Genomic DNA, 25,393 nt, shown 5'->3' with positions numbered 1-25,393 from the left:
TAATTAGGCACCCGTGACTGGCTGATCATATCGCCAGTTGCGGGTGCGCGCACAAAAGGGTCTCCTCAAGGGGGCCCTTTTTCAATTCCAACCCTGTCCCAATCAATCCAGATCCCGAGTTCCCCGATGACCACCACAACAGCAAAGCCCAAGTCCCGTTCCGCGCCTAAAGCCGAACCGCGCACCATGTCCGGCGCGCAAATGGTCGTCGAAGCCCTGCGCGAACAGGGGGTGGACGCGCTGTTCGGCTATCCGGGCGGCGCCGTGCTGCCGATCTATGATGCGCTTTTCGGGGCGCCCGACATCCGCCATATCCTGGTCCGGCATGAACAGGGCGCCGGCCACGCGGCCGAAGGCTATGCCCGCTCGACAGGCAGGCCCGGCGTGGCGCTCGTGACCTCCGGTCCCGGCGCGACCAACATGGTGACACCGATCACCGACGCGATGATGGATTCCATTCCTATGGTCGTCCTGTGCGGCCAGGTCCCGACCCACCTGATCGGCACGGACGCGTTCCAGGAATGCGACACGACCGGCATCACCCGCAGCTGCTCCAAGCACAATTACCTCGTCACCGACGTCAACGACCTGGCGCGAGTCATCCACGAGGCCTTCCTGATCGCGACATCCGGACGCCCCGGCCCGGTCGTCATCGACATCCCAAAGGACGTGCAGTTCGCAACCGGCACCTATGTCGGCAAGGCGGGTGTGCACAAGCCGACCTACCTGCCGCGCACGATCCCCAATGCCGACGCCATCAAGGCAACCGCCGACCTCATCATGACGGCCTGGCGCCCGGTGCTGTACACCGGTGGTGGCGTGATCAATTCCGGTCCGCGCGCCTCCGCACTGCTGCGCGAACTGCAGGACGTCACCGGCATTCCGGTCACGTCGACGCTGATGGGCCTTGGTGCCTTCCCTGCATCGCACCCCGACTGGCTCGGCATGGTCGGCATGCATGGCAGTTTCGAAGCCAATAATGCCATGCATGATTGCGACCTGATGATCTGCCTCGGCGCCCGCTTCGACGACCGCGTGACAGGCCGGATCGACGCCTTCTCGCCGAAATCGAAAAAGGTCCACATCGACATTGATGCTTCCTCGATCAACAAGATCGTCCGCGTCGACATCCCGGTCATCGGCGACTGCGCCGAAACGCTGGACGCCCTGCTGAAGGAACTCGCCCGGCGGCGCGGCAAGCGGCCGGACCTGGCCCAGTGGAAAAGGGAAATCGCGGCCTGGCGCGGGCGCAACTGCTTTGCCTATGCCAATTCCGACACGGTCATCAAACCGCAGCACGCCGTCCAGCGCCTGTACGAGCTGACCAAGGGACCGGACACGTTCATCACGACCGAAGTCGGCCAGCACCAGATGTGGGCCGCCCAGTTCTACCATTTCGAGGAACCGAACCACTGGATGACCAGTGGCGGCCTCGGCACGATGGGCTACGGCCTGCCGGCCGCGGTGGGCGTGCAGACGGCGCATCCGGACGCCCTGGTCATCGATATTGCCGGCGAGGCGTCGATCCAGATGGTGATGCAGGAATTCTCGACCGCGGTTCAGCATAACCTGCCGGTCAAGGTGTTCATCCTGAACAATGAATGGATGGGCATGGTGCGCCAGTGGCAGGAATTGCTGCATGGCGAGCGCTATTCGCACTCCTATTCCGAAAGCCTGCCGGACTTCGTGAAGCTGGCCGAAGCCCTCGGTGGCTACGGCATCCGGTGCGACTCGCCGGCCGAACTGGACGCGAAGATCATGGAAATGGTCAATCATGACGGCCCTGTCCTGTTCGACTGCCGCGTCGAGAAGGCCGAAAACTGCCTGCCGATGATTCCATCAGGCTCTGCCCATAATGAGATGATCCTGGGCGAGATAACTGGTAACGAAATCGATGAGGCGGGGAAAGGTCTGGTCTGATGGCCAGCCTGGCGTTCGATTCAGGACCGGGAGACGACATGACGGCAAATGACATCCTCGCCCTGATGCGCGAACATCTCGACGTCGTGCTGGCGATCAGCTCGGCCCTGGTCGCGCTGGTCAGCGCCGTTGCGTCGCGGGCCGAAACCCGCCGCCAGCGGCGGCTGCAGACCGAACACCTGCGCCAGACGATTGATTCTGCCAGCCTCGAATGGGGCACCACGGCCATAGAAGCACTTGGCCGGGCCGCCATGTTTGCCCGCACGCGCCACCTTCAGGCCAATGACGGCACCTTTGTCGGCGGCAAGACATCGCTGCTGATCAGCCTGTCGGCCCTGGTCGAACGCGGGCGCATGTTCTTTCCCAACGTCGATGCCGAGATGAAGGGAGCCGAGAAGGAAGGCGCCTATCGCGGCCACCGCCCCCCCATCCTCGATGCCATCATGTGGGCCTATTTCGAACTGAACGCGATGACCCGCGACACCGGCCCGACGGGCGACAGCAGTGCGGATTTCATCGACGATTGCCGGCGCCTGATGGTCTCGGAACTGCAGGCGCACCTCGATCCGCGCCGTCTCGACAAGATCATAGAACGGTATGACGACCAGAGCGCCCGCAACCGGCGCGAAGCGATTGACCGCGCGCAGGTCCTGAAAGCACAGCTCCAGACCCGCAGGCCAGGCCTTGTCCTGGATCCCGCCCCGGCGTCCCGCCCAAGCACGGAAAAAGCATCATGAGCGACGGATCCCACGACCAGCCCCCCGGCAGCCCGAAGTCGGCCTATTTCCTCTCCCACCCGGACGAAGAGGTCGAGCGGCGGACACTTGCCGTTCTGGTCGACAACGAGCCGGGCGTCCTCGCCCGCGTCGTCGGCCTGTTTTCGGGGCGTGGCTACAACATTGACAGCCTGACGGTCGCCGAAGTCGATGTCGGCCAGCACCGGTCGCGCATCACCATCGTCACGCAGGGCACGCCGCACATTCTTGAACAGATCGAGGCCCAACTCCTGCGCATTGTGCCGGTCGGCGAAGTCATCGACATCACCAAGTCCAAGCGCGGCATCGAGCGCGAGCTGTCGCTCGTCAAGGTCGCCGGCACGGGCGAAGTCCGCGTCGAAGCCCTGCGCATCGCCGAGATCTTCCGGGCCCGGGTGATCGACACAACCAATGAGAGCTTCATTTTCGAACTGACGGGAACGTCCGACAAGATCAGCCAGTTCATCGACCTGATGCGTCCACTCGGCCTCGTCGAGGTCAGCCGCACCGGCGTCCTGTCGATCAAGCGCGGAAAGGAGCAGGGATGATGACACGCACACTCATTGCCTGTGGCGTCCTGCTCATGGCGGGCGCCACGGCGACAGCGGAAGAACCGCCTGAAAGCTGCCGTCCCAAGGCAGGTGAAGCCCTTGCCCTGGCCGCCGAGGCCGACCAGGCCCGGATGCAATGCGACATCGACCGCGCCAGCCAGCTGGTCGAGCGCTCCGAGCGCCTGGCCCCGGCGACGACGAAACCGGTCATGCGCATTGTCGACACGGCCTCGCCCAGCGGCGCGGCCTACATCTATGACGTCATCGGTACCGGCCCGTCCTACTGGCTGTCAGCGCACACCGTGCCCGGCGAGGAATCGGAACGCAGCCGCGTACCGATCTGTTCGCTCGGCACCAACCTGCCCGAAGACATTTCCAGCCGCGTCACGTCGGCCTTGACCACTGCGGCATCTGAATCGATTCCGGATTACGGCCCCCGCGAAGATGTCTCGATCAATCCGGACGGGTCCCGGCGGCACGTCCTGCTGCTGGACACGCACGACATCATCACCACCATCGAAACCACCCAGGGGACGCGGCATTTCTCGCGTCACGCAAAAGCGTCAGACGCAATCGCCGGCATCAACCAGATGATTATCGGTGTTGCCAATGTCAGCGACGGCTGGGTTTGCAACACCAACTGATATCCCCCCTCCACCCCACCCCAAATCGGAGCTTTTTGAAGCCAATGAAAGTTTATTACGAGCAGGACGCGGACCTTTCCCTGATCCAGAAGAAGAAAGTTGCCGTCGTCGGCTATGGCAGCCAGGGCCACGCCCATGCCCTCAACATGCGCGACAGCGGCGTCAAGCAGCTGAAGGTCGCGCTGCAGGAAGGTTCCGCCAGCCGCAAGAAGGCTGAAGCCGAGAATCTCGAAGTCACGTCGGTCGTCGAGGCCGCCAAATGGGCTGACGTCCTGATGATCCTCGTCCCCGACGAGAAGCAGGCCGTTCTATTCGCCAACGAGATCGAACCGCACCTGCATGCCGGCCAGCACCTGATGTTCGGGCACGGCTTCAACATCCACTACAACCTGATCCGCCCGCGCGCCGACGTGGACGTCTCCCTCTCCGCGCCCAAGGGCCCCGGCCACACCCTGCGCGACCAGTACATGCGCGGCTTCGGCCTGCCGGGCCTGATCGCCGTCCACCAGGATGCGTCCGGCACCGCCGAGGCCGTCGCCCTGTCCTATTCGAAAGCCATCGGCAACACGCGCGCCGGGGTCATCCAGACTTCGTTCCGCGAGGAAACCGAAACCGACCTGTTCGGCGAACAGGCCGTCCTCTGCGGCGGCATTGTCGAGCTGATCAAGGCTGGTTTCGAAACCCTGGTCGAAGCGGGCTATGCGCCGGAAATGGCCTATTTCGAATGCCTGCACGAGACCAAGCTGATCGTCGACCTGATCTATGAAGGCGGCATCGCCAACATGAACTACTCGATCTCCAACACGGCCGAGTATGGCGAATACGTTTCCGGCCCGCGCATCGTGAACGCGGAAACCAAGGCCGAGATGAAGCGCGTGCTGACCGACATCCAGGATGGCACGTTCGCCCGCAACTGGGTGCTGGAAAACCAGGCTGGTGCCCCCAGCTTCCACGCCAAGCGCGCCCGCATGAACGATCACCTCATCGAGGAAATCGGCGAAAAACTGCGCGGCATGATGCATTGGGCCCAGAACGACCGTCTGGTCGACAAGGCCCGCAACTAGCTTCCGGGCAACAATGCGCCTGATAAACTGGAACATCGAGAGACGCGGCCCGCACACATGGCAGGCCGCGTCTCTTGTTTCAGAGATCGGGTCTCTCGTCCCCGATCTCGTGGTCCTGACGGAAGCTCACACAACCTCACTGGACACTCTGGGGGGCCACATTCTTTCGCATCGCGGTTACAACCGCGGCCCCAAGGCAGACAGCGAACAGCTCGTGGTGATCTGGAGCAGGACACCGTGGACCTACATCCCCCTGCCGGAGTCGCTCGCGGACCTGGGCGGCGCAGTTCTGGGGAGGACACGGGTCGAGGGCCGCGACGTCCACTGTCTCGGCCTCTGCATCCCTTGGCACATGGCGCCTGACTCTCCACCTCGCGACAAGGTCCGGCCCTGGAGGCGCCATGAAATGTTCCTCGAACAGCTCGGTCCCGCGCTGCAGGCGCTTGATGGATTGCGTCCCCTCATTGTAGCCGGGGATTTCAATCGGCGCATGCCAAGGTCCTGGGGCCCTCACAGCTCATATGAGAAACTGGAAGCAGCCATGACAGGATTCGATATCGTCACGCGCGGCTCACTGCCGCCACTGGACGCCATGACGATCGACCATGTCGCGATCAGCGGCGCGCTATCGCCCACTGATGTTCGCGCGCTCGACCGCCGGGACGCATCGGGCAAGGCAAGAAGCGATCACTTTGGCGTTCTGGTCGATTTCGAATGGCACGCAGGACCAGGTTGATCCATCACTCGGCAGCGACATTCAGGTCCACCGCACCTTCGATCCCCGCCATCTTCCCCTTCATGTCATGTTGCCAGATCGCATAAGGCATGCCCGGCGGGCCATCGATGCTGCGTATCCAGAGCGGATAGCGGTCGAATGATCCGGCGATCCAGTCGGCATGGAATTCCTTCGTCGTGTAGAGTACGGGCACCGCACCATACTCGGCTTCGAGCCGGTCGAGGAATGCCTGCACCTCCGCCTTCGTGCCTGCCTCGTCCCTGAAGGGGTCGCAATTGTGTGCGTACTCCAGGTCCACCGCCGGCGGCAGCGTTCCGCTGCGCACTTCGACTGCCCGGATGAAATTGACCGCCTGCGCCTCCCACGGCTTGCACAGGATGTAGAAGTGATAGGCGCCAACCGTATAGCCACGCCGCGTCGCCTCGATCCAGTGGTCCTGAAAATCCGGGTCTGTCCAGTCGCGGCCCTCGGTCGCCTTCAGGTAGATGAAATCGACCGCTTCCTCGTCCAGCGCGTTCCAGTTCACCGCGCCATTATGATGCGACAGGTCGATTCCCACGGCCGCCGGCGGCAGGACGCGCGCAGATGGCTCCGGGTCCGCACGTGGCAGGCACGCGGCCACGACGAACAGGCAGGCAAGCAGGGACATGCACAGACGCATGCCGCCATTGAGCCACGCAATCTGGGCGGCGTCATGTCGAAAATCGTATCCAGTAATGAACTCTACTGTTTCAAACATGATGCTCATTCAAAATGGCGGCTCATTTTGCGCGCAAGGCATGCAACCTGTTGTCCCATAGATTGAGAACCGCAATCCATTCTTGCAACCTTAGGGATATTCGCCGGATACGACATTCCTCAAAGCATTCTTCCTCGGCATCTCCGGTTTTCGGTCCGATACGCAGGGATCATTCATTTCCAGGACAGGGGAATCCGTCTTCTACGACATCGGCCGCGGCCTGGCACGTCGGCTCCGGTTCCGCATCCCCAAGAAGTGACTACGCCGCGCAAAATTCTCGCGTGGCACGTATTTTGCTCAGAATCTCCCGGATGACAGTCATCATGGGACGCAACCTTGGCCAATCAACCCACACCTCCGCGCCCTGCCCGATCGCAGCAAGGCAGCTTCATCACCGCGGGGTCGGTGCTTGAAGGCACCCTCGCATTCTCGGGGCCAACAATGGTTTCGGCGCACCTCAAGGGCGAGATTACGACTGACAGCCTGCTGGTCATCGAAGCCGACGCCATCATCGAAGGCAACGTCTCCGGCACCGTGATCATCGTTCACGGCGAAATCAGGGGATCCGTCAGCGCCAGCGAAACCATCGAAGCCTGGCCGGGTAGCCGCCTTGAAGGCCGCGCCTATGCGCCCAGCATGCGGATCGATGAAGGGGCCAGCGTCCTTGCAGACCTGCTGATCGCACCGGCCCGTCCGGCTGACTGGGCGTCTCCGGTCGAAACAGCGCCCACGCACCAGGCACCCGTGGCAGGCGCCGAACCGATACCGGCATTCGTCAACACGATGTTCACTCCACCGGGCAAGACCGGTTCTGACGGCTAGCGACCGGCAGTGTCCTTCAGGCGCTCCCACGTATTGTCATTGGGATCATAGGCCGCAAGGCCGGTAATCCGGTCACAGGCCCATTTGTATCCCTCGTCACAGGCAGACTGCAGCACACGCGTGCCTTCCGCGACATTCTTGTCGCCGCCCTTGCCGGTGAACAGCATGTTGCCGTATCCCGCACAGCCGCTGACCTCGCCGAGGTCACATGACCTCTTGTACAGCTGGCGCGCCTCTTTCAGGTCCTGGTCCATCCCGTTGCCCTTGGTGGCGAGATAGGCGAGCGCGGCGCAGGCGCCGGCATTCTGGCCGTCGCACGCCGTGCGATACGCTTTCACTGCAGCAGAATAGTCCTGCAGCCCGCCGCGGCCCTTGCGATAATATTCACCGAGTTGCCAGCAGGCGGCATAGTCCTTCGTGGCGCACAGGCGGATCGCATCCGCCCGCGCGGCGCGGTCGGCTTCAAGATTGTTCTGGGTGTCCTGGAGAAGGATTTCGTTCTGTGTCCGCTCCACCCGTGAGGACTGCGCGAAAGACGGCGTTGCAGCGAAGCCGAGGATGGAGAGGCAAAGCAGGCTGGTGATCAGGCGCATGGAACAGTCTCCGGGTGATAACATATAACATTTTGAATATAGGCTTGAGCGCTGAAGGCGTCCATCCGTTCCACTGCTCAAGGAATTTTCATCGGCCCTTGCGGGCCTTCCGCCCAAAGGGCAAAGTCTGATCGAGTTCAATCAGACAATTCGGAAGGTAAAGTGCCATGGCCGCGAAAGATCAGTTGCCTCTGGGGTCTGGCTTTCACGCCAAGTCCACCGCGCGCGAAGTGCTCGAAGGGATAGACCTGTCGGGCAAGAACGTCATCGTGACCGGCGGCTATTCCGGAATTGGCCTCGAAACCGTCCGGGCGCTCGCTGGTGCCGGCGCGCGTGTGACGGTTCCTGCAAGGCGCGTGGAGGCCGCCGAAACGGCGCTTGCCGACATTCCCGGCGACATCGAAATCGCGGAAATGGACCTTGCGGACCTGAAGAGCGTGAAGGCATTCACGCACGCGTATGACAGCACCAATCGCGGTCTCGACATCCTCATCAACAATGCCGGCATCATGGCGTGCCCGGAAGCCCGCGTCGGCCCCGGCTGGGAGCGCCAGTTCGGCGTCAACCATCTCGGCCACATGGCAATGAGCCTCGCGCTCGCCCCGGCAATGCAGCGGGCCGAGTCGAGCCGGCTCGTCGCCCTGTCATCGACCGCGCATATCCGTTCCGACGTGCATTGGGACGATCCGCACTTCAACAAGCATCCCTATGAAAAATGGGATGCCTATGGGCAGGCCAAGTCTGCCAACGCCCTGTTCGCGCTGGGTGTCGACCATCGTGGCCGCGATGTCGGGGTCCGGGCTTTCTCGGTCCATCCCGGCGGCATCTTCACCCCGCTCCAGCGCCACCTCACCGACGAGGAAATGGTCGCACTCGGCTGGAAGGCCGAAGACGGAACAATCCCGCCGCAGGTCCAGGCCATGTTCAAGACGCCGGAACAGGGTGCCGCCACCAGTGTCTGGGCAGCCACGTCACCGGCGCTCGAGGGCCGCGGCGGCGTCTATTGCGAGAATTGCGACATCGCCGAACTGGCCACGGCAGACAGCCAGCGCTGGGAACATGCGCGGCCGTGGATCTGCGACGATGAAAAGGCCGAGCGTCTTTGGGACATGAGCGAGAAAATGCTGGCAAACGCCTGAACCAGGTCACGGGAGGAACCGACCATGAAATATGTCATCAGCGCCATCCTGGCTGGATCCATCGCGGTCGCGTGCGCAGCACCGGTACCAGCGTCCCTCGACGCGCCGGTGATCGCCGAAATGCCCGCGTTCGATTATTCATCCGTATTCGGCGCAGATGACCGCCCCGCTGCCGACTATGACGACTATGGCGTCCGCAAGTCCGGCCAGGTCCTCGCATTCATCGGCGTCACTCCCGGCATGACCGTCGTCGATCTCGAAGCGGGCGGCGGTCTCTATACTGAACTGTTCTCCCGCGTCGTCGGCGATACCGGCACCGTGTACATGCAGAACCCACCGGAATTCGATGCCTTCCTCGGCGATTCCGTTGCCAAGCGCGTCGACGGCCGGCTCGCCAACGTCACCAAGGTCCGGAAAGCCTTCGACGACCTGTCAGACATACCGGATGCGTCGGCGGATATCGTCACCTGGCTGCTCGGCCCGCACGAACTCTGGTTCACGCCGGACGGCGCAGAGCCCGGCGTGCTCGGCGATCCGACAGCGACCTTCAGCGAGATCGCGCGGGTCACCCGGCCGGGTGGCCATCTCGTGATCCTCGAGCACAGCGCCCCGGCTGGTTCCCCCGCAACGACAGGCGGCACCACGCACCGGCTCGACAGGGCCATCACGGTCGGCCTGGCCGAAGCGGCGGGATTCAGCCTCGTCAAGGAGAGCGACATCTTCGCCAATCCCGACGATGACGGCACGCTCAACGTGTTCGATCCCTCCATCCGCCGCAAGACCGACCGCTACCTGCTGAAGTTCGAAAAGAACTGACGCCCCGCAGCCCCGCGTCCGCCGGGACATGCTTTCCGGTCGCTTAACCGGTGTCGCGGAATCGCGGACAATGTCTTCAACGCATTTGAAGGCACATCAGCTAGATTCCCCCCTGTCTGGTCTGAGAGGTGGGAACCTTGGAGCGCAAGGGAATTATTGTTCGCTGGGTGGGTGAAAGAATGAACCCGCGCCTCGAAACGCGCGCGGATGTCATTCGCGTCACAATCGGTGGCACGCTGCTCATCGGCGCCATTGTTGCGGTCGGAGAGCTCGTCATGGCGAGCCTCCTGGATACCGTGCTGTGGAAGGCCTTGCTGAGCGGCGTCCTCATGAGCACACTGGTGGCCGGTCCCGCGCTCCTGTTCAACTCGGTCATCCTGCGCCAGAATCTCATCCTGTCCCGCAAGTTTCGCAGCGCCTATCGCATGGCGACGCGCAATGCAGAAGACGTTCTCAACAAGAACCAGGAACTCGAAGTCGCCCAGCTGCGCCTGGCGGAGCTGGCCAATTCGGACTTCCTGACCGGGCTCGCCAATCGTCGCAAGTTCGAACGGTCTTTCGAGGAGGCGTTCAGCACGGCTGTCCGTGGCGGCGCGCCGTTCACGCTCATCCTGTTCGATCTCGACAATTTCAAGCAGATCAACGACGATCACGGCCACGATGTCGGCGACGCCGTCCTGCGGCAGGTCGCCATGCGAATCCGCAATTCGCTGGGTGACAGGTCCGGTCTCGCTGCCCGTCTTGGCGGCGACGAATTCGCGCTCCTGGTCTGGGACACGTTCGATGGTGCCGAAGTGGCCGAATTCGCAGCAGGCCTGAAGCAGGCCCTTGCCGCGCCTCACAGCCATGGCGACATCACGCTGATGGCGCCGTCCAGTGTCAGCGTCGGCTTCTATTCTGCCTCTTTCGCGACGGCATCCGACATGTTCGTGGCAACCGACAATGCGCTGATTTCGCGCAAGCGTGTCCGCGGCGGCGATGTGGCGATTGTCGATACCGGATCGGACCTGTCACTGACCGGCTGACCGCCTAGGCCCGTGCGCCTTCGGCCAGCATCAGGTCCGGTGCGTTCGCATGCACCACCGCCTGTGCCGGCAGCCAGCAGGTGACTTCCAGCCCGCCGCCATCGACCGGTTTCATGCCCACCGTGCCGCCATGCAGGTCGACGAAATGCTTGACCAGTGCCAGGCCCAGGCCGGCGCCGCGCTGGTCGCCCGAAACGAAACTGTCGAAGCTGGTCGCACGTTTTTCCGCCACCAGGCCCTTGCCATTGTCGCGCACCGACAGGGTCACCATGTCGCCGATCCGCTGCGCCGCGACAACGATCTCGCCGCCGGATTCGGTGAACCGCAGCGAGTTGGAAATCAGGTTGAACAGGATCTGCCGGATCCGGCGCTGGTCAGCGCGGATCAGGCCGAGCTTTCCGGTCACTTCGGCGCGCACGGCGACTTCCGTGTCTTCCGCCTTCGAGACGACCATTTCGATGCTCTCGTCGATCAGGTCCTGCAGGTGGACGTCTTCGAGGTCGAGATCCATCCGGCCGGCCTCGATCATTGCGAGGTCGAGAATGTTCTCGATCAGTTTCGACAAGTGGTCTGACGCCGACAGGATCGCGCTGACATAGTCTGACTGGCGTTCGGTCAACTCGCCATTGCGCTGTGTCTCCAGCAGCTCGGCATAGCCGAAGATCACCGTCAGCGGCGAGCGCAGCTGGTAGCTCACATTGCGCACGAATTCGGTCTTCAACCGGTCGGCCGCCTCGAACGCTTCGGCGCGGTCGCGCAGCGCGGATTCGACCCGGCGCGTCGCCGTGACATCGGCAAAGGCCAGCAGCGTGTTGCCGTCCGGCAGGGGGTGCGTCAGGTAGGTCAGGATCGACCCGTCCGAGCGGCGCATCTCGCCTGTTGTCGACTGCCGCGCCCTGGCCGACGGGTCCGTGACATGGCCCTTGATCGCATCCCAGATCTCGGTGTCGTGGAACAGCGGCACGCAGGCCTCCACCACGGTGGAAAAGTCCGGCTGGTCCTTCAGCAGGTCGTGAGACAGGCCCCAGAGGCGCTCGAAGGCATGGTTGAACAGCTTCAGCCGCCCGTCGCCGCCATACACCAGGACCGCCTCATGCAGGTTGTCCAGCGTCGAGGTCTGCGTCTTGACGATCGCATTGAACTTGGTCTTGAGGTCCAGTTCGCCGGTGATGTCCTTGAACAGCAGCAGCAGGCCGCCCATCGGGTGGCGCTGGCGCGTGACAGACAGTGTCCGGTCATTGGGCAGCGACCAGATGTCTTCCTTCACCCCGTCAATATCGAGATAGTAGGACAATTCCTCGGCGCGCCACTCGGCGTAATTCGTCCGGGCTGGCAGCTTCTTGCGTTCGCGCAGGCGGTCGAGCAGCTGGCCGTGATTGGGCCGGTCAAGCAGGAAGCTCTCTTCGAGATCCCACATGTCGCGGAAGGCCTTGTTGTAGAATGTCAGTTTCCGGTCCGCTCCGAAGATCGCGACCGCGTCGGCAACGTGATTGAGCGTCTCGTCATGCGCGCGGACGTGGCGGTTGAGTTCCTCGCGGGCATCCTCCTGGGCGGTGACATCAAAGGCCATGGCCCCTGCCCCACCCGACAGCGGGAAGGTCAGCACACGCATCGCGCGGCGCTCGCCATTGATCACCATATGGCGCGTCTCGTCGATATCCACGCCTTCCGAAATCGTCTTCTTCGCCTGCTCGGCGGCAGCCTGGTCGAGCATCAGCTGGCGGTCCAGGACACGGTCCAGGTTGATGCCGTCGACGGCCTCGATATAGGCCGGGTTGACCCATTGCAGCTTGCCCATGCCTGACACCCGCCATGCCGGGAACGGTGACTTGCCGAGCATGTCGAGGAATGCTGTCGGGTCGCGTGCAATGACCTGCCGCGCCTCTTCCAGCTTCCCGCGCGCGGAGCTTTCTTCCAGTCCCTTGATGGTTGTGTCGGTGACCCAGACAACAGCGCGCGCGCCGGCGGTCCGGCCGTCCGCTTCGAGGAACCGGCCCGAGGGGCCGATAATCGTGAGGGAAAAGGCCTGGCCGTTCTCGCGCAGCTCGCGCAGGCGGATTCGCAGGGTCGTGTCCTGGCCGGCGCTGTCGCGTGCTTCGAGGTCGGCGAGCCCTTCGATGATCCGCACGGCCGGGTCGACCGAGATGGCGTCATCCGTAAAGCTCAGCAGGCCCGCCAGCGCGACCGGTGAACCGTAGAGTTCCGGCGCAATGATCTCGTCGCCATCCGCCTCGAGCGCCTCGCCCTGCCAGACAAGGATGACCCCGGGATGCGCGCCCAGCACCGAGCGATGCTCTGCAAGCGTTGTTTCCAGTTCGGACGAGCGCTCGCGGTATTTCCGCGCTGCGCCGCGCGCACCATCAGAGACCCGCAGGGCCCAAAGCAATGCCGCCAGCCCGAGCGACGCCGCCCCGGCGGACATGATGATCGGAACCTGGTCTGCAGTTATGGCCATTGATGTCCCAATTCCCGTCACACGAATCGACCGCCCGAAAGGCAGCCCAACTGGTTAACGGAGTGCTCCCTTTCCATTAAGGCGGCGTTAACAGGACGGTAAGATGTCGCCTTGGACCGTGCAAGGTAACTGAAACGTCATGTTGCAAATAAACCACAGTGCAATACTCTGCGATACTGGCCAACCAAGTGGATCCAAATATGCGTCAAACCGTTCTGGCTATTACAGTTTCTGCCCTGCTTTGCCTGGCAGGCACCGCCGTGGCGCAGGAACCGGACGCGCTCGACGAGGTCGTGCGCCTGCCCGGACAGGGCCAGGTCAAGGCCGATGCCTATCCCGGCCGCAGGGCCCATACCCGCCTGGTGCCGGGCGGCGGCCTGATCATGAGTTTCGACGCCGATGGCGACGGCCGGGTCACCCCGGCTGAACTGCAGGAAGGCGCCATTCGCGCCTTTGCGGCGGCCGATACGAATGCCGAAGGCTCTCTCAGCGCGCTGGAACAGCAGGCGTGGGCGAAAAGCCTGCCCACCCACGACGACACCCTGGCCAATCCTGTCAGGTTCGACCCCAATCTCGACCGGGTCGTCGACAAGTCGGAGTTCCTGGACGTCATCGCCCAGCTCGCCGCCGCCTATACAGATGCCGCCACAGGCGATGTCCTGATCTCGAGCCTCGATGCGCCGGAGCGCGACCGCGACCGCGACCGGCCGGAGCAGCGCGAACTCAGCGACCTGGGCCGCACCGGGGGTCTGGAACGGCGCTGACCGCCAGGCCTAGCAGATCACGTCAGCGGGCCCCTGCTCGCCAAATCCATCGGCGATAAGGCTGGCGATCGCGGTCACGGCTTCGGCTGCCTCGGGCCCTTCGGCCTGCAACTCCACTTCACAGCCCATGTGCGCCACCAGCATCAGCAGGTCCATGATTGATCGCGCATCGGCGCTCTCGGCCTCGTGGCGCACCGTCACCTGCGCATCAAATTCGCCCGCAAGCCGCGACAGGCGCGCAGATGCGCGCGCGTGCAGGCCCTTGCGGTTCACGATGACGACGCGCTGGCGGGCGGTGCCTGTCAACTCACTCATCAGGTAGACTTCGCCAACAGGTCGGAGGCGATGCTGATATATTTGCGGCCGGCTTCGGCGGCGACCTTTGCCGCTTCGGCCAGTGAGAGGTCGGCGCGCACTTCGGCCAGCTTGATCAGCATGGGCAGGTTCACGCCTGACAGCACCTCGATATTCCCCACATTCATCACCGACATGGCGAGGTTTGACGGCGTGCCGCCGAACATGTCGGTCAGGATGATCACGCCCTGGCCGCTGTCGCAGGATTTTGCGGTCTCACGAATCTGGTCACGCCGGGCTTCGATATCGTCTTCGACTTCGATCGAGATCGACCGAAAGCACGGCTGTTCGCCCACCACGTGTTCGGTGGCGGCGACCAGTTCGCGGGCAAGCTTGCCATGGCTGACGACAACAATGCCGATCATGCCGGAACCTTCCAGGGTCATTCCTAACGAACTTGTCATGCTGCCACGCAGCAAACTGGCGTCAACCCTGATTCAGCTGCTGGGAGGTGGCGCGCCGACGCTCAGGAATCGGCCAGGCCGAGGACGTCATCCATGCCGTAAAGTCCGGGCTCGCGATTTACCGTCCACGCTGCAGCACGCATGGCGCCGTGTGCAAACACGGCCCGGTCGAGCGCGGTGTGGCTCAGTGTCAGGATTTCCCGGTCGGAGCCGAAACTCACTTCGTGTGTCCCGATTACATCACCCATCCGCCGGACCGCAAACCCGATCTTGCCGGGCGCCCGCGCACTGTCTGCACCGTCATATGGCCCCTGGCGCAGGTCGCCCAGCGCCGCATTCCTGCCAGCTGCCGCCGCTTCGCCGAGCATCAGGGCCGTGCCGGACGGGGCATCGACCTTGCGCCGGTGATGCGTCTCCATGATCTCGATATCCCAGTCCTCTCCCAGCCGGCTCGCCGCAATCCTTGTCAGCGCCTGCAGCAGGTTGATGCCAAGCGAGAAATTGCCGGACTTGACGATCGCCAGCCGTTCCGACGCCCGGGCGATCTCGAGCTCGTCGGCCGCGCTGAAGCCGGTCGTGCCGATGATCACGCCGCTGACCCGTGTGTGCTTCAGCGCATCCAGTGCCGCCAGCGTTGCCTTCGGCCGGGTAAAGTCGATCCACACGTCGGCATTGGCCGCAGCCGCCACCGGATCGGTCGCCGGGCGGATGCCGAGCGACGCGCGCCCGGCAAGTTCGCCAATGTCGCGGTCGAATGGCCCGGCGCCGGGGGCTTCGGTGCCGCCAGCCACGATCAGGCCGGCGTCGAGCGCACTCGCCACCAGGTGCCGGCCCATCCGGCCGGCCACGCCGGCAATGGCCACGCGGAAGGAATTGTCTTGGGGCGTGTCTGTCATCGCTACTTTCTAACCCTGATTCCGTGTCCGGGCGAGCGCCACGACGCTCACGCCTGGCTTTCTTCCGGCGCAGCGCCTGCTTCTGCCTCGATTTCCTCGACCCTGTCTTTCAGTCTGGCAAGCTCACGTTCGCGCAATTCGTCGGAAAAGGCGCTCGCGAACACACCCGCCGGCAGCGCCACGACACCGATGCCCGCCAGCGCGATCACCGAGGCAAAGGCCCGGCCGAGCGGCGTGACCGGATAGACGTCGCCATACCCGACCGTGGTCAGCGTCGCGATCGCCCACCAGATGGCCCGCGGGATCGACTGGAACATCTCCTGCTGCTGGCCGCCGACGCCCTCGATGAAATAAAGGGCAACCGCCGCCACATAGACCAGCGCCAACGCCATCGCGAGCGTGGTCAGGAGCTGCGACCCGGCCCGGCGCACAGCGGCGCCCAGCACGTCGAAGGCCGGCACGAACCGCGCCAGCTTGATCAGGCGGAACAGGCGGAACACCCGCAGCGCAATCAGCGGGATGCCGGCGCCAAGCAGGAGCGCGATCATTTCCGGCAGGAACGCCAGGAGGTCGGCAATCGAATAGACCCGCGTCATGTAGCGCAAGCGACCCGACAGGCCCGCAAACTCCGGCTGCAGCCCGCTGACATAGACCCGCACGACATATTCGACGGCGAAAATCGCGACGACTGCCACATTGAACGTGTCGAACGCGGCCTGCCAGGCGGGCTGGGCCGCCAGCGTCGGTTCCGTTTCAAGGGCCAGAAACAGGAAACTCAGCAGGACGACCACGACGATCATCAGGTTCGTCTTGGAAATACCGCGCTCCCGGGCCTCCGGAACAAGCTCTGTGTAAAGGGTGTGGCGCAGGCCCTGCTGGACTGCGATCTGATGAATCACCATCGTCAGGTTCTCCCCCCTTGGACGTACGTGCCTGTCAGCCTCTTAACACACCGCCCGTTCCCTTGGCGACAGAGGCGACGACCCGCGCCATCAGGGCCTGGATGTCCTCATCGGTCAGCTTCTCGCGCGGCTGGATTGTCACTTCGAACGCCACCGACTTCTGCCCGTCCGGCACACCCGTGCCCTGGTAGACATCGAATACGTCGGCCGAAACGATCAGCTGCTTGTCGGCCCCGATCGCGTTCCGCACGAGGTCGGCAGCCGGCACGGCAACGTCGACAAGGAAGGCCAGGTCGCGCCGGATCGGCGTCAGCTCTGTCCGCTTCAGGACCGGCTTGGTCTTGGTCGGCCGCGTCTTCATCAGCGGCAGGGCGTTGAGGTTCAGCTCGAAACCGAACATCGGCCCGTCAATCCCCATCGCCTTCAGCACGCCGGGATGGATCGCACCGAAATGGCCGACCGTCACTTTCGGGCCAAGCTTCAGGCTGGCCGCCTTTCCCGGGTGCCAGTGCGGCTGGGCCGGCGGCGCCACCTGGAAGCGCTCGCCCGGCTGGCCGAGCGCATCGAGCACGGCAAACATGTCGGCCTTCGCGGCAAAGGAATCATAGCTGTGCGGCGTGCCCTGCCAGTGACGCTGGACATCCGGCCGGACGAGGGCGGCGGCCGCCGTGCGCTGGTCCTTCGGGCCGTCGCCAAGGTAGATCGGGCCAACCTCGAACAGGCGTGCGCCGGGTTCGCCATGATTGGCTGCGCGCTGCGCCGCCATCGCAAGGTTGCCGAGAATGGAGGGCCGCATCTGGTCCAGTTCGCTGGCAACCGGGTTGGACACTGTCAGCGCCGGGTCGATCTTCGCGAACAGCGCGGCGTGCTCCTTGGCCATGAAGCTCCAGCTGACGGCCTCGAGGAAGCCGCGCGCCGCCAGCACGCGCCGCGACACGCGCACACGGTCCTGGATCGGTGTCGTGATCGCGCGGCGCCCGCCATCCGGTTCGGGCAGCGAGGTCACTGGCAGCATGTCATAGCCGATCAGGCGGGCAATCTCCTCGACCAGGTCGGCCGACTGTTCCATGTCGAACCGGTGGCTCGGTGGCAGGACGTACCAGGCATCGCCCGCGTCCTCGATGCTGAAGCCGAGGTCCTTGACGATCCGGCGCATCTCCGTCGGCTTCACGACCAGGCCGGTCAGGCGCTCGACGTCCGCCGGATAGAACGTGACCTTGTCGATCCGTGCCGGGATCGCTCCGGCAACATTCGGCTTCGACACTGTGCCGCCGCCATGTTCCAGGGTCAGTTCAAGGGCAAGGTTCAGCCCGTCGACACAGCTCTGCGGGTCAACGCCCCGCTCGAAGCGATAGCGTGCGTCGGAATGGATGCCGGTCGTCCGGCCGGTCCGGGCCGTGCGCAGCGGGTCGAACCAGGCGCTCTCGATGAAGACATCCGTGGTGTCGTCAGACACGGCTGTCGACGTGCCGCCCATCACGCCGCCCAGGCCGATCACGCCGCTGTCGTCCGCGATGACACACATCTCCGGCGTCACCTTGTAGGTCTTGCCGTCCAGCGCTTCCAGGCTTTCGCCCTTCTTGCCGAGCCGCGCGACAACGGGCCCGCTGAGCTTTGCCGCGTCATAGACGTGCAGCGGCCGTGCCCGGTCGAACGAGATATAGTTCGTGACGTCCACCAGCAGCGATTTCGGCTGGACACCCACGGCCTTGAGGCGCGCCTGCATCCAGTCGGGCGACGGGCCGTTGGTCACGCCGCGGATCACCGCGCCGGCAAATATCGGGCAGGCTTGCGGCGCGTCGAGCCGGATATCCACGGGGCAATCGAAACTGCCCGGCACCCGTTTCGGTTCCTTGACGATCAGCCGCCCTGCCCCGGCTGCCGCCAGGTCGCGGGCAATGCCCTGCACGCCCAGCCAGTCGGGCCGGTTCGGCGTCACTTCGAAATCGATCACCGGGTCCGTGGCGCCCAGCGCCTGCGCGGCGGGCGTGCCGAGCGGGATGGAATCGTCCAGGTCCGCAATCCCGTCATGGTCCTCGCCGGCTTCCAGTTCCTTGGCCGAGCACATCATGCCCTGGCTCTCGATACCGCGAATGGCCCGCGGCTTCTTGTCGAGCGCGAAGTCCAGCCCCGGAATATACGCCCCGAGCGGCGCATAGATGGCCGTCATGCCCGTCCGGGCATTCGGCGCACCGCACACGATCTGTTTCGTGCCGTCGACCGTTTCCACCGTGCAGACGCGCAGCTTGTCGGCATCGGGATGCGGCACGGCCTCGATCACCTTGCACACGGTGAACGGTGCCAGCTTCTCATTCGGGTCGACAACCTCCTCGACCTCGAGCCCTGCCTTCAGCATCAGCGCCAGGATATCGTCGAGCCCCGCCTTGGTCGCGAGGTGATCTGTCAGCCAGGAAAGGGTGAACTTCATGGATTCGTCGCTTTCACGGGTTTGGGCGGCGCATGGGACGCCAGTAATGCATTGGATGTCGTATCGAGTGCCGTGCAGGATTTTACCGGCTCGGGCCGCGTCTGGGCGTCCAGCGTACTGGACACCCAGCAATCTTCGAGGATCGAGCAATAGCAGATGAACACGACCGCACTCTCCTCTTCGCCAGCGACAAACTGGGTCAGGCGGCGTTGCAGGGCCGCGCGGGTCTCATCGGTCGAATCCCATGACGCCTTGATGGCATTCATCTCGGTACCGTGGCGCACGACACGGCCCTCAAGCGACCGGAAGGCGGTATAGGGGTCCCCGATATCCTTGCCGACCATGTAGTCGACCAGTTCATAGAAGTCGGTCGTGGTCGGCTGTCCGGGCATGGCAATGACAAAGCTGTCGATCAGGGCCGGTCCGACCCCCGCATTCTCCACGGTGATCGCGTAGCTGACTGTCTCGTCGTTGAAATCGGTCTCGTGCGTCAGCTGCACCATCGGCCAGACTTCGGCTTCCTGCTGGCCCTTCATGACCCGCATCTGGCTCCAGCCAATGAACAGGGCCACCACGCTGGTTATCACCGCGCAGACAGCAATCAGCATTTCGGCTTTGTTGCCCTGTCCCATCATGCCTCAGCCTAGCTCAATCCGCCGCTGACCGACGGCGTTGTCCACGGCGCGAACCCGTAATGGCGTGTCCATTGCGGGTCGGCCTCAAAATAGGGGCGCAGGTCCGGCATGCCGTATTTCAGCATGGCCAGGCGATCGACGCCCATGCCGAAGGCAAAGCCCTGGTGCTCGGCCGGGTCCAGCCCGCAATTGCGCAGCACGTTCGGGTGCACCATGCCGCAGCCCAGCACTTCCAGCCAGTCGGTGCCCTTGCCCACTTCGACAATGCCGCCGGAGCGTTCGCACTGCACGTCCATTTCGGCCGACGGTTCGGTGAACGGGAAGAAGTGCGGACGGAACCGCGACACCACGTCGTCCACTTCGAAGAAGGCCTTCACGAAATCGATCAGGCAGCCCTTCAGGTGGCCCATATGGATGCCCTTCTCGATCACCAGGCCCTCGACCTGGTGGAACATCGGCGTATGCGTCGCATCCCAGTCATTGCGATAGACGCGCCCCGGCACGAGAATGCGGATCGGCGGCTTCTCGCTCATCATGGTACGGATCTGCACCGGGCTCGTATGCGTACGCAGCACTTTCGGCGTGCCGCCTTCGGGCGCGTCCATGAAGAACGTGTCGTGCGTCTCGCGCGCCGGGTGGCCCTCGGGAAAGTTCAGTGCAGTGAAATTGTGCCAGTCGTCTTCAATGTCCGGGCCCTCGGCCACGGTGAAGCCCATGTCGCCGAAGATTGCCGCGATCTCCTCGAAAACCTGCATCACTGGGTGCAGCGTGCCGGTGCGCGGGCCGGGCGCGGGCGGCAGCGTCAGGTCGATGGTCTCGGTCGCCAGCTGCGCTTCCAGCGCTTCGGCCTCCAGCTGTGCCTTGCGGGCGCGGACCGCCTCGTCCACCGCCACTTTCAGCGCGTTCAGCTTCGGCCCGTTTTCCTTGCGCTCGTCCGGCGTCATCTTGCCAAGGCCGCTCATCAGGCCGGACACACGCCCCTTCTTGCCCAGCTCGGCCACCCGCACGGCGTCCAGCGCTTCGAGGCTCGGCGCAGCCTGGATCGCCGCAAGGGCCTCTTTCTCTATCGTTTTGATATCAGACAAGGTTTCAGCCTCTCTTGGGATTCTGCGCGCTTTCTAGTCGCTTCGGGTCATCATGCAAACGCCAAAAGGAAAAGCCCGGCTTTGCGGGCCGGGCTCTCCATTGTGCAGCAATCGGGTGCAGCCTAGGCGAGCGCGGCTTTCGCCTGCTTGACCAGCACGCCAAATGCTTCCGGTTCGCGGATCGCGAGGTCGGACATGACCTTGCGGTCGACTTCGACACCGGCCTTGGTCAGGCCGTCGATGAAGCGGCTGTATGTCAGCTCGTCATCATGGATGCGCACGGCAGCGTTGATACGCTGGATCCAGAGCGAGCGGAACTTCCGCTTTTTCACCTTGCGGCCGACATAGGCGTATTCGCCGGCTTTCCACACAGCAGCGTGGGCATTGGTGAACGTATTCTTGCGGCGGGCGCGGAAACCCTTGGCAGCTTTGATGATTTTCTTGTGGCGGGCGTGGGCCGGCACTTTGTTACGTGAACGGGGCATGGAAGCCTCCTAAGTCAAGATCGGGGGAAAAACGGGAAAGCCTAAAGGCCGTACGGCAGGAACTTCTTCATGACGCGCGCAACATCCGCGCTCGAGGCGACTTTCGTGCCCCGGTTCTGACGGATGTACTTGGCATTGTGGCTCATCAGGCGGTGGCGCTTGCCCACCACACCGTGCTTGAGTTTCCCGGTGGCCGTGATCTTGAACCGCTTCGCAGCGGCTTTCTTGGTCTTCATCTTCGGCATTTTCGTCTCCTTGTACGAGCTCACGCCCTGGGGCGGCCCTTGGTCGGTTCATGAGCAGAGGGGCATGCCGTTCGCCCGCACCACTCGGAAGAGGCGGCTTATGACGGATCAGGGGCAGAGAATCAAGACGTCTTCTGTTCAGATTGCAGGCGTTTTTCGACCGCGTGACGCCGCGCCTGCCGCTCGGCCCGCCGTTTCGGCATGCCCAGCCCGACCCACGCGCGCCAGATGAAGACCGGAAGGAACAGAATCGCGAGAATGAAGGCGATGTCCATCGGTCTGCCTCGCTGCGGTTGAATATCGCACACTGGCAGGATTTCAGGCCCGGTCAGCTGCCCGGACCACCTGCGCCGGGGGCAATGCGCGCGTCTCTCCATGACGGAACGGCCGGGGATGGCCCGCCATGCCTGAGATCCCGCAAACCTTGTCCGACCGGCCCCGAACCTGCGGCATCATGCACCTGTCATGGCGGCCGGTTTCCCCCCGGCCGGCATGGGGGCGAAAGCCCCGGCAGCGGAGGGCCAGGGTACGCGACCCTGAGTTTGCCGTGTGATCATGTTGTGCGATGCGGCCCCTCGGCCCTCCGCCCGCCACACACAAAAAAACCGGAGGGCAAATGCCCGTCCGGTTTCTCGTGCTGCTTCTTTTGGCAGTCTGGCTCAGCCGCACTTCAGGCCGATCACGGTGCCGTCTTCCTTGGTCAGGATGTTCACGCGGCTGGCCACATAATCCATCGTCACCTGCGAGCTTGGCGTCACGATACGGGCCGTGTCGGGCACCAGTTCCGGCGGGATGTCGGCAGCCTTCTTGCCGAGATACGGCTTGAAGGCATCCAGGCCGCACGTGTCGTTGACGCGGTCGAGGGCATCCATTTCGGTTTTCACTTCGCGGTCGTCCGCCATCGGGGCCTCTTCGGGCTGGGCCGTGACGGGGGCCGCGGCTGGCTCGGTCGCCACCGGCGGGGCCGCCGCCGGGATGTCGTCACTGGTGTCAGCGGCCGTACAGGCCGAAACCATCAACACGGCTCCGAGAAGCAGCCCCCCGACAAACTTCATCGCGGCGCCAGGACCATCGTCATCTGGCGGCCTTCCAGTTTCGGTTCGGTTTCCACCTTCGTCGTCTCCTCGAACTGGGCCTTCACCCGCTCGAGCAATTGCATGCCAAGATGCTGGTGCGCCATTTCCCGTCCACGGAAGCGCAGGGTGACCTTCACCTTGTCGCCGTCTTCGAAGAACCGCTGCATCGCGCGCGCCTTGACCTCATAGTCATGCGTGTCGATGTTCGGACGCATCTTGATTTCCTTGAGCTCGCTGGAACGCTGCTTCTTCTTGGCCGCAGCTTTCTTCTTGCGCTCTTCGAAGCGCAGCTTGCCGTAGTCGAGAATTTTCACGACCGGCACTTCCTGGTCAGGGGAAACTTCCACAAGGTCCATGCTCACCGCGCGCGCCGCATCAAGGGCCGCATCGAAAGGCATCACACCCTGTTTTTCGCCGTTCTCATCAATCAGGAGAACCTTTGCGGCGATAATATCTTCATTGATACGGGGTCCTACCTGTTTCGGTGGTCCACCCTGTTCTGGTCTACGAGCTATGGCCTGACTCCTTTGTGGCTGTTTAGAGGCTTTGCGAATATGCCAGTGGTTGGCCTTTTCCACAAGGCGCTTCGGTTGTGCGCTAACGGGAAAGAAGTCAAGCGGGCAACAGCCCAAGCGCCCTGACCGACTGCCAGACGTCGTCGACACTGAGCTCTTTCAGGGTCGGCGCCGAGTTGATGATGACCGGCTGTTTCGGTCCGCGCGGGGCCGAATGGTCCGGATCGCTTTCCGTCAGGGCAAAGAGCGCGATGCCCGGCGCGCCGGCCAGCGTCGCCATGTGCATCGGCCCGGTATCATTGCCGACAACGAACAGCGCCTTCTCGGCCAGCGTCACGATCTGGAACAGGTCGGTGCGGGTCACCAGGCTCTTGACGCGCGGTTCTCGGCGGACGATCTCCTGCGCCAGCGGGCCTTCCGCCTTGCCGCCGATGATCACCGGCGTGATCCCGGCATCGGCGATCCGCGTTGCCAGTTCGGCATAGTTCTCTTCCGGCCAGCGTTTCGCTTCCCGGTGCGCCGACGCCCCCGGGATCAGCAGCATGTAGGGTTCCGACAGCGAGAAATAGGCCGGCTGCAGGCGCGGCGTGTCGCCGATCTTGTGGCGCACCCATGACAGGTCCGGGAAGGGCGCGCTGGTGCCCAGCCACCGCCCTTCCGGGGCCACGCCCGCCACTTCCAGCTGTTCGGCCAGCCGGTCGATCGAGTGCATTTTCCCGCGGTCGGCATTGTCGTGGAAAAAGGCCGCCTTCTCGTGATGGCCCGACCAGAGCGGTGCCTTGCCCGAACGGCTCAGCGCGGTGAAATAGTTCCTGGTCCGCCCGCTGGTCTGGAAATCGTAGATGATGTCGTAATTGGACCGGCGGATGCGCTGGATCAGCGCCGCCGTGGCCTTCATGCCCTCCGGGCGCCCGTCCGTCTCGACCCGGTCGATATAGGGACACAGCTTGCCGAACTCCTCGAAGAAGGGCGTCGTCAGCAAGGTGATCCGCGCCGACGGGTGCGTCTCGCGCACCGCCTTCATGGCACCCAGCGCCAGGACAAAGTCCCCCAGCGCGCTGAGCTTGATGATCAGCACTTCCTTGGCGCTCGCGCCCGGGTTGACCGGGCTCATGAGAGTCTCTGGCTTCGCCATTCCCGTGTGACAATCCCTACCGTAACAGACGCTTATAGACATGAAGCGTTGCCGCCTGAAGCCCCCGCTTGGAGAAATGCGCACTGACAAAGGCCTGGCCCGCCTTGCCCATGCCGGCCCGTGCATCCGGCCCGATCGCAACCAGCGCCCGGATCGCGCCTGCCAGCGCCGCCGGATTGCCCGGCTCGGCCCGCGCGCCTGTCTCGCCCTCGATCACCGTTTCACGCCCGCCGCCATGGTCGGAGACGATCACCGGCCGGCCCATCGCGGACGCTTCGGCCGCCACCCGCCCGAACGCTTCCGGCCGGACGGACGGCATCAGCACGATGTCGGCCGCAAGGCATGCCGCCGGCATGTCGCGCTCGTGCTCGGCCAGGATCACTGTCCCCCCCAGCTTGTGCGCCAGGATCGCATCCTCCAGCTGGGTCACATAACCCGCCCGGCCCTGCGGATCGCCGGCCATGACCACGACCAGGCCCTTCTGCTCCTGCATGGCCATCAGGGCGATCGCCTCGATCACCAGCAACTGGCCCTTCCATTCGGTCAGGCGCCCCGGCAGGAACAGCGTCAGGCGCGGGTCACCGGCAAGGCCCCAGCGGGCCCGTACCGCCTCGATCCGCGACGGTGGCACCAGCACAGGGTCGAATTTCGACAGGTCGACACCGCGCGGGATGGTGACGATCCTGTCGGCGGCCAGCCCGTGTTCGGCCTGCACATGCGCCGCGATCCAGTTGGAATTGGCAATCACGATGTCGCCGCGCGCCATCACCGAATTGTAGCGCCGCTTCAGCTTCGTCGTGCCCGAATAGGCCCCGTGATACGTCGTCACGAATGGCAGGCCCCTGCCCTTTGCGGCCCAATAGGCGCTCCAGGCCGGCGCCCGCGACCGCGCATGGATCAGGTCGACGCCTTCCCGGAAGATCAGGTTCTTCAGTTTTGCCGCATTGAGCTTCAGCACCAGCGGGTTCTTCGACTTGGCGTTCATCGGGAAGAGTTCGCCGCCCAGCGCCGCGAATTCGTCCTCCAGCCGTCCGCCCCGGCTGGCCAGCAGGGCCCGGCCGCCAGCCGCGACAATCGCTTCGGTCATGTCCAGCACGGTGCGCTCAACGCCGCCGGCTGAGAGTTCTGGTGCAACCTGCAAGATCGTCTTGCCGGTCAGGTCCGGGAAATCGTCCAAGGCCGCTCTCACCCCTCGCTCGCTTGACAGGCG

General features: G+C 63.9%; 28 protein-coding genes. 11 read left to right on the top strand and 17 right to left on the bottom strand.

The features are described from left to right. Positions 1-126: 126 nt before the first annotated feature. Genes HJO_RS07625 through HJO_RS07600 form a run of 6 tightly spaced genes read left to right on the top strand, consistent with a single transcriptional unit; the run spans position 127 to position 5,670 of the window. Positions 127-1,920, top strand: coding sequence for an acetolactate synthase 3 large subunit (locus HJO_RS07625; protein WP_035615688.1), 1,794 nt, complete (start codon positions 127-129; stop codon positions 1,918-1,920). Between the two features lie 38 nt (positions 1,921-1,958). Next, complete coding sequence (locus tag HJO_RS07620; protein WP_156945489.1) at positions 1,959-2,657, top strand: hypothetical protein; 699 nt, start codon at positions 1,959-1,961, stop codon at positions 2,655-2,657. Then, the gene (gene ilvN / locus HJO_RS07615; protein WP_035615685.1) at positions 2,654-3,223 is read left to right on the top strand and encodes an acetolactate synthase small subunit; all 570 of its coding nucleotides are present in this window, start codon (positions 2,654-2,656) and stop codon (positions 3,221-3,223) included. The genes HJO_RS07620 and ilvN overlap by 4 nt, the downstream gene beginning before the upstream one ends. Beyond that, on the top strand, positions 3,223-3,870 hold the full coding sequence (locus HJO_RS07610) for a hypothetical protein (protein WP_156945487.1): 648 nt from the start codon (positions 3,223-3,225) through the stop codon (positions 3,868-3,870). Before ilvN ends, HJO_RS07610 begins: the two co-directional genes overlap by 1 nt. A gap of 44 nt (positions 3,871-3,914) precedes the next feature. Continuing rightward, positions 3,915-4,934, top strand: coding sequence for a ketol-acid reductoisomerase (gene ilvC / locus HJO_RS07605; protein WP_035615681.1), 1,020 nt, complete (start codon positions 3,915-3,917; stop codon positions 4,932-4,934). A gap of 13 nt (positions 4,935-4,947) precedes the next feature. Continuing rightward, positions 4,948-5,670 carry an endonuclease/exonuclease/phosphatase family protein gene (locus HJO_RS07600; RefSeq protein WP_035615680.1) on the top strand — a complete coding sequence of 241 codons (723 nt, stop codon included), beginning with the start codon at positions 4,948-4,950 and terminating at the stop codon, positions 5,668-5,670. Positions 5,671-5,674: 4 nt separating this feature from the next. On the opposite strand, the gene HJO_RS07595 is transcribed toward HJO_RS07600, so the two are convergent. Further along, a complete protein-coding gene (locus tag HJO_RS07595; protein ID WP_051618397.1) occupies positions 5,675-6,418 on the bottom strand; it encodes a GH25 family lysozyme in 744 nt (247 codons plus the stop codon). Positions 6,419-6,745: 327 nt separating this feature from the next. Between HJO_RS07595 and HJO_RS07590 the strand changes: the two genes are divergently transcribed. Continuing rightward, positions 6,746-7,231 carry a bactofilin family protein gene (locus HJO_RS07590; protein WP_084141752.1) on the top strand — a complete coding sequence of 162 codons (486 nt, stop codon included), beginning with the start codon at positions 6,746-6,748 and terminating at the stop codon, positions 7,229-7,231. Here HJO_RS07590 and HJO_RS07585 read toward each other — a convergent pair. Then, entirely contained in the window at positions 7,228-7,824 is a 597-nt protein-coding gene (locus HJO_RS07585; RefSeq protein ID WP_035615678.1) for a tetratricopeptide repeat protein, read from the bottom strand. The genes HJO_RS07590 and HJO_RS07585 overlap by 4 nt on opposite strands. 167 nt (positions 7,825-7,991) lie before the next feature. Between HJO_RS07585 and HJO_RS07580 the strand changes: the two genes are divergently transcribed. The 3 genes from HJO_RS07580 to HJO_RS07570 all read left to right on the top strand — a co-directional run bounded on the left by HJO_RS07580 (position 7,992) and on the right by HJO_RS07570 (position 10,804). Then, positions 7,992-8,963 carry an oxidoreductase gene (locus tag HJO_RS07580; protein WP_035615676.1) on the top strand — a complete coding sequence of 324 codons (972 nt, stop codon included), beginning with the start codon at positions 7,992-7,994 and terminating at the stop codon, positions 8,961-8,963. Positions 8,964-8,987: 24 nt separating this feature from the next. Continuing rightward, the gene (locus HJO_RS07575; RefSeq protein WP_051618396.1) at positions 8,988-9,779 is read left to right on the top strand and encodes a methyltransferase domain-containing protein; all 792 of its coding nucleotides are present in this window, start codon (positions 8,988-8,990) and stop codon (positions 9,777-9,779) included. 179 nt (positions 9,780-9,958) lie between these two features. Further along, complete coding sequence (locus HJO_RS07570) at positions 9,959-10,804, top strand: GGDEF domain-containing protein (protein WP_035615675.1); 846 nt, start codon at positions 9,959-9,961, stop codon at positions 10,802-10,804. A gap of 4 nt (positions 10,805-10,808) precedes the next feature. Here the strand turns inward: HJO_RS07570 and HJO_RS07565 are convergent, their stop codons facing one another. Next, positions 10,809-13,259: a sensor histidine kinase gene (locus tag HJO_RS07565; RefSeq protein ID WP_241764695.1), complete on the bottom strand. Its 2,451-nt coding sequence runs from the start codon at positions 13,257-13,259 to the stop codon at positions 10,809-10,811. 200 nt (positions 13,260-13,459) lie between these two features. Here HJO_RS07565 and HJO_RS07560 point away from each other — a divergent pair, with 200 nt between their 5' ends. Further along, positions 13,460-14,023, top strand: a complete 564-nt coding sequence (locus HJO_RS07560) for an EF-hand domain-containing protein (RefSeq protein WP_156945483.1) — start codon at positions 13,460-13,462, stop codon at positions 14,021-14,023. A gap of 9 nt (positions 14,024-14,032) precedes the next feature. On the opposite strand, the gene HJO_RS07555 is transcribed toward HJO_RS07560, so the two are convergent. The 14 genes from HJO_RS07555 to HJO_RS07495 all read right to left on the bottom strand — a co-directional run bounded on the left by HJO_RS07555 (position 14,033) and on the right by HJO_RS07495 (position 25,360). After that, complete coding sequence (locus HJO_RS07555) at positions 14,033-14,338, bottom strand: HPr family phosphocarrier protein (RefSeq protein WP_156945481.1); 306 nt, start codon at positions 14,336-14,338, stop codon at positions 14,033-14,035. Continuing rightward, on the bottom strand, positions 14,338-14,742 hold the full coding sequence (locus HJO_RS07550; protein ID WP_035616114.1) for a PTS sugar transporter subunit IIA: 405 nt from the start codon (positions 14,740-14,742) through the stop codon (positions 14,338-14,340). Before HJO_RS07550 ends, HJO_RS07555 begins: the two co-directional genes overlap by 1 nt. A gap of 101 nt (positions 14,743-14,843) precedes the next feature. Further along, a complete protein-coding gene (gene dapB / locus HJO_RS07545) occupies positions 14,844-15,677 on the bottom strand; it encodes a 4-hydroxy-tetrahydrodipicolinate reductase (protein WP_035615673.1) in 834 nt (277 codons plus the stop codon). A gap of 47 nt (positions 15,678-15,724) precedes the next feature. Then, the gene (locus tag HJO_RS07540; protein ID WP_035615672.1) at positions 15,725-16,579 is read right to left on the bottom strand and encodes an ion transporter; all 855 of its coding nucleotides are present in this window, start codon (positions 16,577-16,579) and stop codon (positions 15,725-15,727) included. Between the two features lie 34 nt (positions 16,580-16,613). After that, positions 16,614-19,007, bottom strand: a complete 2,394-nt coding sequence (pheT, locus tag HJO_RS07535) for a phenylalanine--tRNA ligase subunit beta (protein ID WP_035615670.1) — start codon at positions 19,005-19,007, stop codon at positions 16,614-16,616. Continuing rightward, on the bottom strand, positions 19,004-19,639 hold the full coding sequence (locus HJO_RS07530; RefSeq protein ID WP_162173798.1) for a hypothetical protein: 636 nt from the start codon (positions 19,637-19,639) through the stop codon (positions 19,004-19,006). Before HJO_RS07530 ends, pheT begins: the two co-directional genes overlap by 4 nt. A gap of 11 nt (positions 19,640-19,650) precedes the next feature. Continuing rightward, a complete protein-coding gene (gene pheS / locus HJO_RS07525; protein ID WP_035615667.1) occupies positions 19,651-20,727 on the bottom strand; it encodes a phenylalanine--tRNA ligase subunit alpha in 1,077 nt (358 codons plus the stop codon). Positions 20,728-20,849: 122 nt separating this feature from the next. Further along, positions 20,850-21,212, bottom strand: coding sequence for a 50S ribosomal protein L20 (rplT, locus tag HJO_RS07520; RefSeq protein WP_035615665.1), 363 nt, complete (start codon positions 21,210-21,212; stop codon positions 20,850-20,852). A 41-nt stretch (positions 21,213-21,253) separates the two neighbouring features. Continuing rightward, positions 21,254-21,457: a 50S ribosomal protein L35 gene (gene rpmI, locus HJO_RS07515; protein ID WP_034741433.1), complete on the bottom strand. Its 204-nt coding sequence runs from the start codon at positions 21,455-21,457 to the stop codon at positions 21,254-21,256. Positions 21,458-21,579: 122 nt separating this feature from the next. Then, positions 21,580-21,732, bottom strand: a complete 153-nt coding sequence (locus HJO_RS18385) for a hypothetical protein (RefSeq protein ID WP_156945477.1) — start codon at positions 21,730-21,732, stop codon at positions 21,580-21,582. A gap of 384 nt (positions 21,733-22,116) precedes the next feature. Continuing rightward, positions 22,117-22,473, bottom strand: coding sequence for an I78 family peptidase inhibitor (locus HJO_RS07510; protein WP_162173797.1), 357 nt, complete (start codon positions 22,471-22,473; stop codon positions 22,117-22,119). A 35-nt stretch (positions 22,474-22,508) separates the two neighbouring features. Further along, positions 22,509-23,048 (bottom strand): translation initiation factor IF-3, encoded by a 540-nt coding sequence (gene infC, locus HJO_RS07505; RefSeq protein ID WP_084141796.1) that lies wholly within the window; start codon positions 23,046-23,048, stop codon positions 22,509-22,511. 97 nt (positions 23,049-23,145) lie between these two features. Next, a complete protein-coding gene (locus HJO_RS07500) occupies positions 23,146-24,162 on the bottom strand; it encodes a glycosyltransferase family 9 protein (RefSeq protein WP_035615660.1) in 1,017 nt (338 codons plus the stop codon). A 37-nt stretch (positions 24,163-24,199) separates the two neighbouring features. Beyond that, positions 24,200-25,360: a glycosyltransferase family 4 protein gene (locus tag HJO_RS07495; RefSeq protein ID WP_051618395.1), complete on the bottom strand. Its 1,161-nt coding sequence runs from the start codon at positions 25,358-25,360 to the stop codon at positions 24,200-24,202. Positions 25,361-25,393: the final 33 nt, after the last annotated feature.

It is taken from the genome of Hyphomonas johnsonii MHS-2 (assembly GCF_000685275.1).
In the GTDB taxonomy this organism is placed as follows: Bacteria; Pseudomonadota; Alphaproteobacteria; order Caulobacterales; family Hyphomonadaceae; genus Hyphomonas; species Hyphomonas johnsonii.
Note: the sequence above shows the minus strand (reverse complement) of the source record. Positions and strands in the feature narration are given on the sequence as shown.

Coding starts and splice junctions, on each gene's coding strand:
- HJO_RS07625 (WP_035615688.1), top strand. CDS start 127: ATGACCACCACAACAGCAAAGCCCAAGTCCCGTTCCGCGCCTAAAGCC.
- HJO_RS07620 (WP_156945489.1), top strand. CDS start 1,959: ATGACGGCAAATGACATCCTCGCCCTGATGCGCGAACATCTCGACGTC.
- ilvN (WP_035615685.1), top strand. CDS start 2,654: ATGAGCGACGGATCCCACGACCAGCCCCCCGGCAGCCCGAAGTCGGCC.
- HJO_RS07610 (WP_156945487.1), top strand. CDS start 3,223: ATGACACGCACACTCATTGCCTGTGGCGTCCTGCTCATGGCGGGCGCC.
- ilvC (WP_035615681.1), top strand. CDS start 3,915: ATGAAAGTTTATTACGAGCAGGACGCGGACCTTTCCCTGATCCAGAAG.
- HJO_RS07600 (WP_035615680.1), top strand. CDS start 4,948: ATGCGCCTGATAAACTGGAACATCGAGAGACGCGGCCCGCACACATGG.
- HJO_RS07595 (WP_051618397.1), bottom strand. CDS start 6,418: ATGAGCATCATGTTTGAAACAGTAGAGTTCATTACTGGATACGATTTT.
- HJO_RS07585 (WP_035615678.1), bottom strand. CDS start 7,824: ATGCGCCTGATCACCAGCCTGCTTTGCCTCTCCATCCTCGGCTTCGCT.
- HJO_RS07580 (WP_035615676.1), top strand. CDS start 7,992: ATGGCCGCGAAAGATCAGTTGCCTCTGGGGTCTGGCTTTCACGCCAAG.
- HJO_RS07575 (WP_051618396.1), top strand. CDS start 8,988: ATGAAATATGTCATCAGCGCCATCCTGGCTGGATCCATCGCGGTCGCG.
- HJO_RS07570 (WP_035615675.1), top strand. CDS start 9,959: ATGAACCCGCGCCTCGAAACGCGCGCGGATGTCATTCGCGTCACAATC.
- HJO_RS07565 (WP_241764695.1), bottom strand. CDS start 13,259: ATGGCCATAACTGCAGACCAGGTTCCGATCATCATGTCCGCCGGGGCG.
- HJO_RS07560 (WP_156945483.1), top strand. CDS start 13,460: ATGCGTCAAACCGTTCTGGCTATTACAGTTTCTGCCCTGCTTTGCCTG.
- HJO_RS07555 (WP_156945481.1), bottom strand. CDS start 14,338: ATGAGTGAGTTGACAGGCACCGCCCGCCAGCGCGTCGTCATCGTGAAC.
- HJO_RS07550 (WP_035616114.1), bottom strand. CDS start 14,742: ATGATCGGCATTGTTGTCGTCAGCCATGGCAAGCTTGCCCGCGAACTG.
- dapB (WP_035615673.1), bottom strand. CDS start 15,677: ATGACAGACACGCCCCAAGACAATTCCTTCCGCGTGGCCATTGCCGGC.
- HJO_RS07540 (WP_035615672.1), bottom strand. CDS start 16,579: ATGGTGATTCATCAGATCGCAGTCCAGCAGGGCCTGCGCCACACCCTT.
- pheT (WP_035615670.1), bottom strand. CDS start 19,007: ATGAAGTTCACCCTTTCCTGGCTGACAGATCACCTCGCGACCAAGGCG.
- HJO_RS07530 (WP_162173798.1), bottom strand. CDS start 19,639: ATGGGACAGGGCAACAAAGCCGAAATGCTGATTGCTGTCTGCGCGGTG.
- rplT (WP_035615665.1), bottom strand. CDS start 21,212: ATGCCCCGTTCACGTAACAAAGTGCCGGCCCACGCCCGCCACAAGAAA.
- rpmI (WP_034741433.1), bottom strand. CDS start 21,457: ATGCCGAAGATGAAGACCAAGAAAGCCGCTGCGAAGCGGTTCAAGATC.
- HJO_RS18385 (WP_156945477.1), bottom strand. CDS start 21,732: ATGGACATCGCCTTCATTCTCGCGATTCTGTTCCTTCCGGTCTTCATC.
- HJO_RS07510 (WP_162173797.1), bottom strand. CDS start 22,473: ATGGTTTCGGCCTGTACGGCCGCTGACACCAGTGACGACATCCCGGCG.
- HJO_RS07500 (WP_035615660.1), bottom strand. CDS start 24,162: ATGAGCCCGGTCAACCCGGGCGCGAGCGCCAAGGAAGTGCTGATCATC.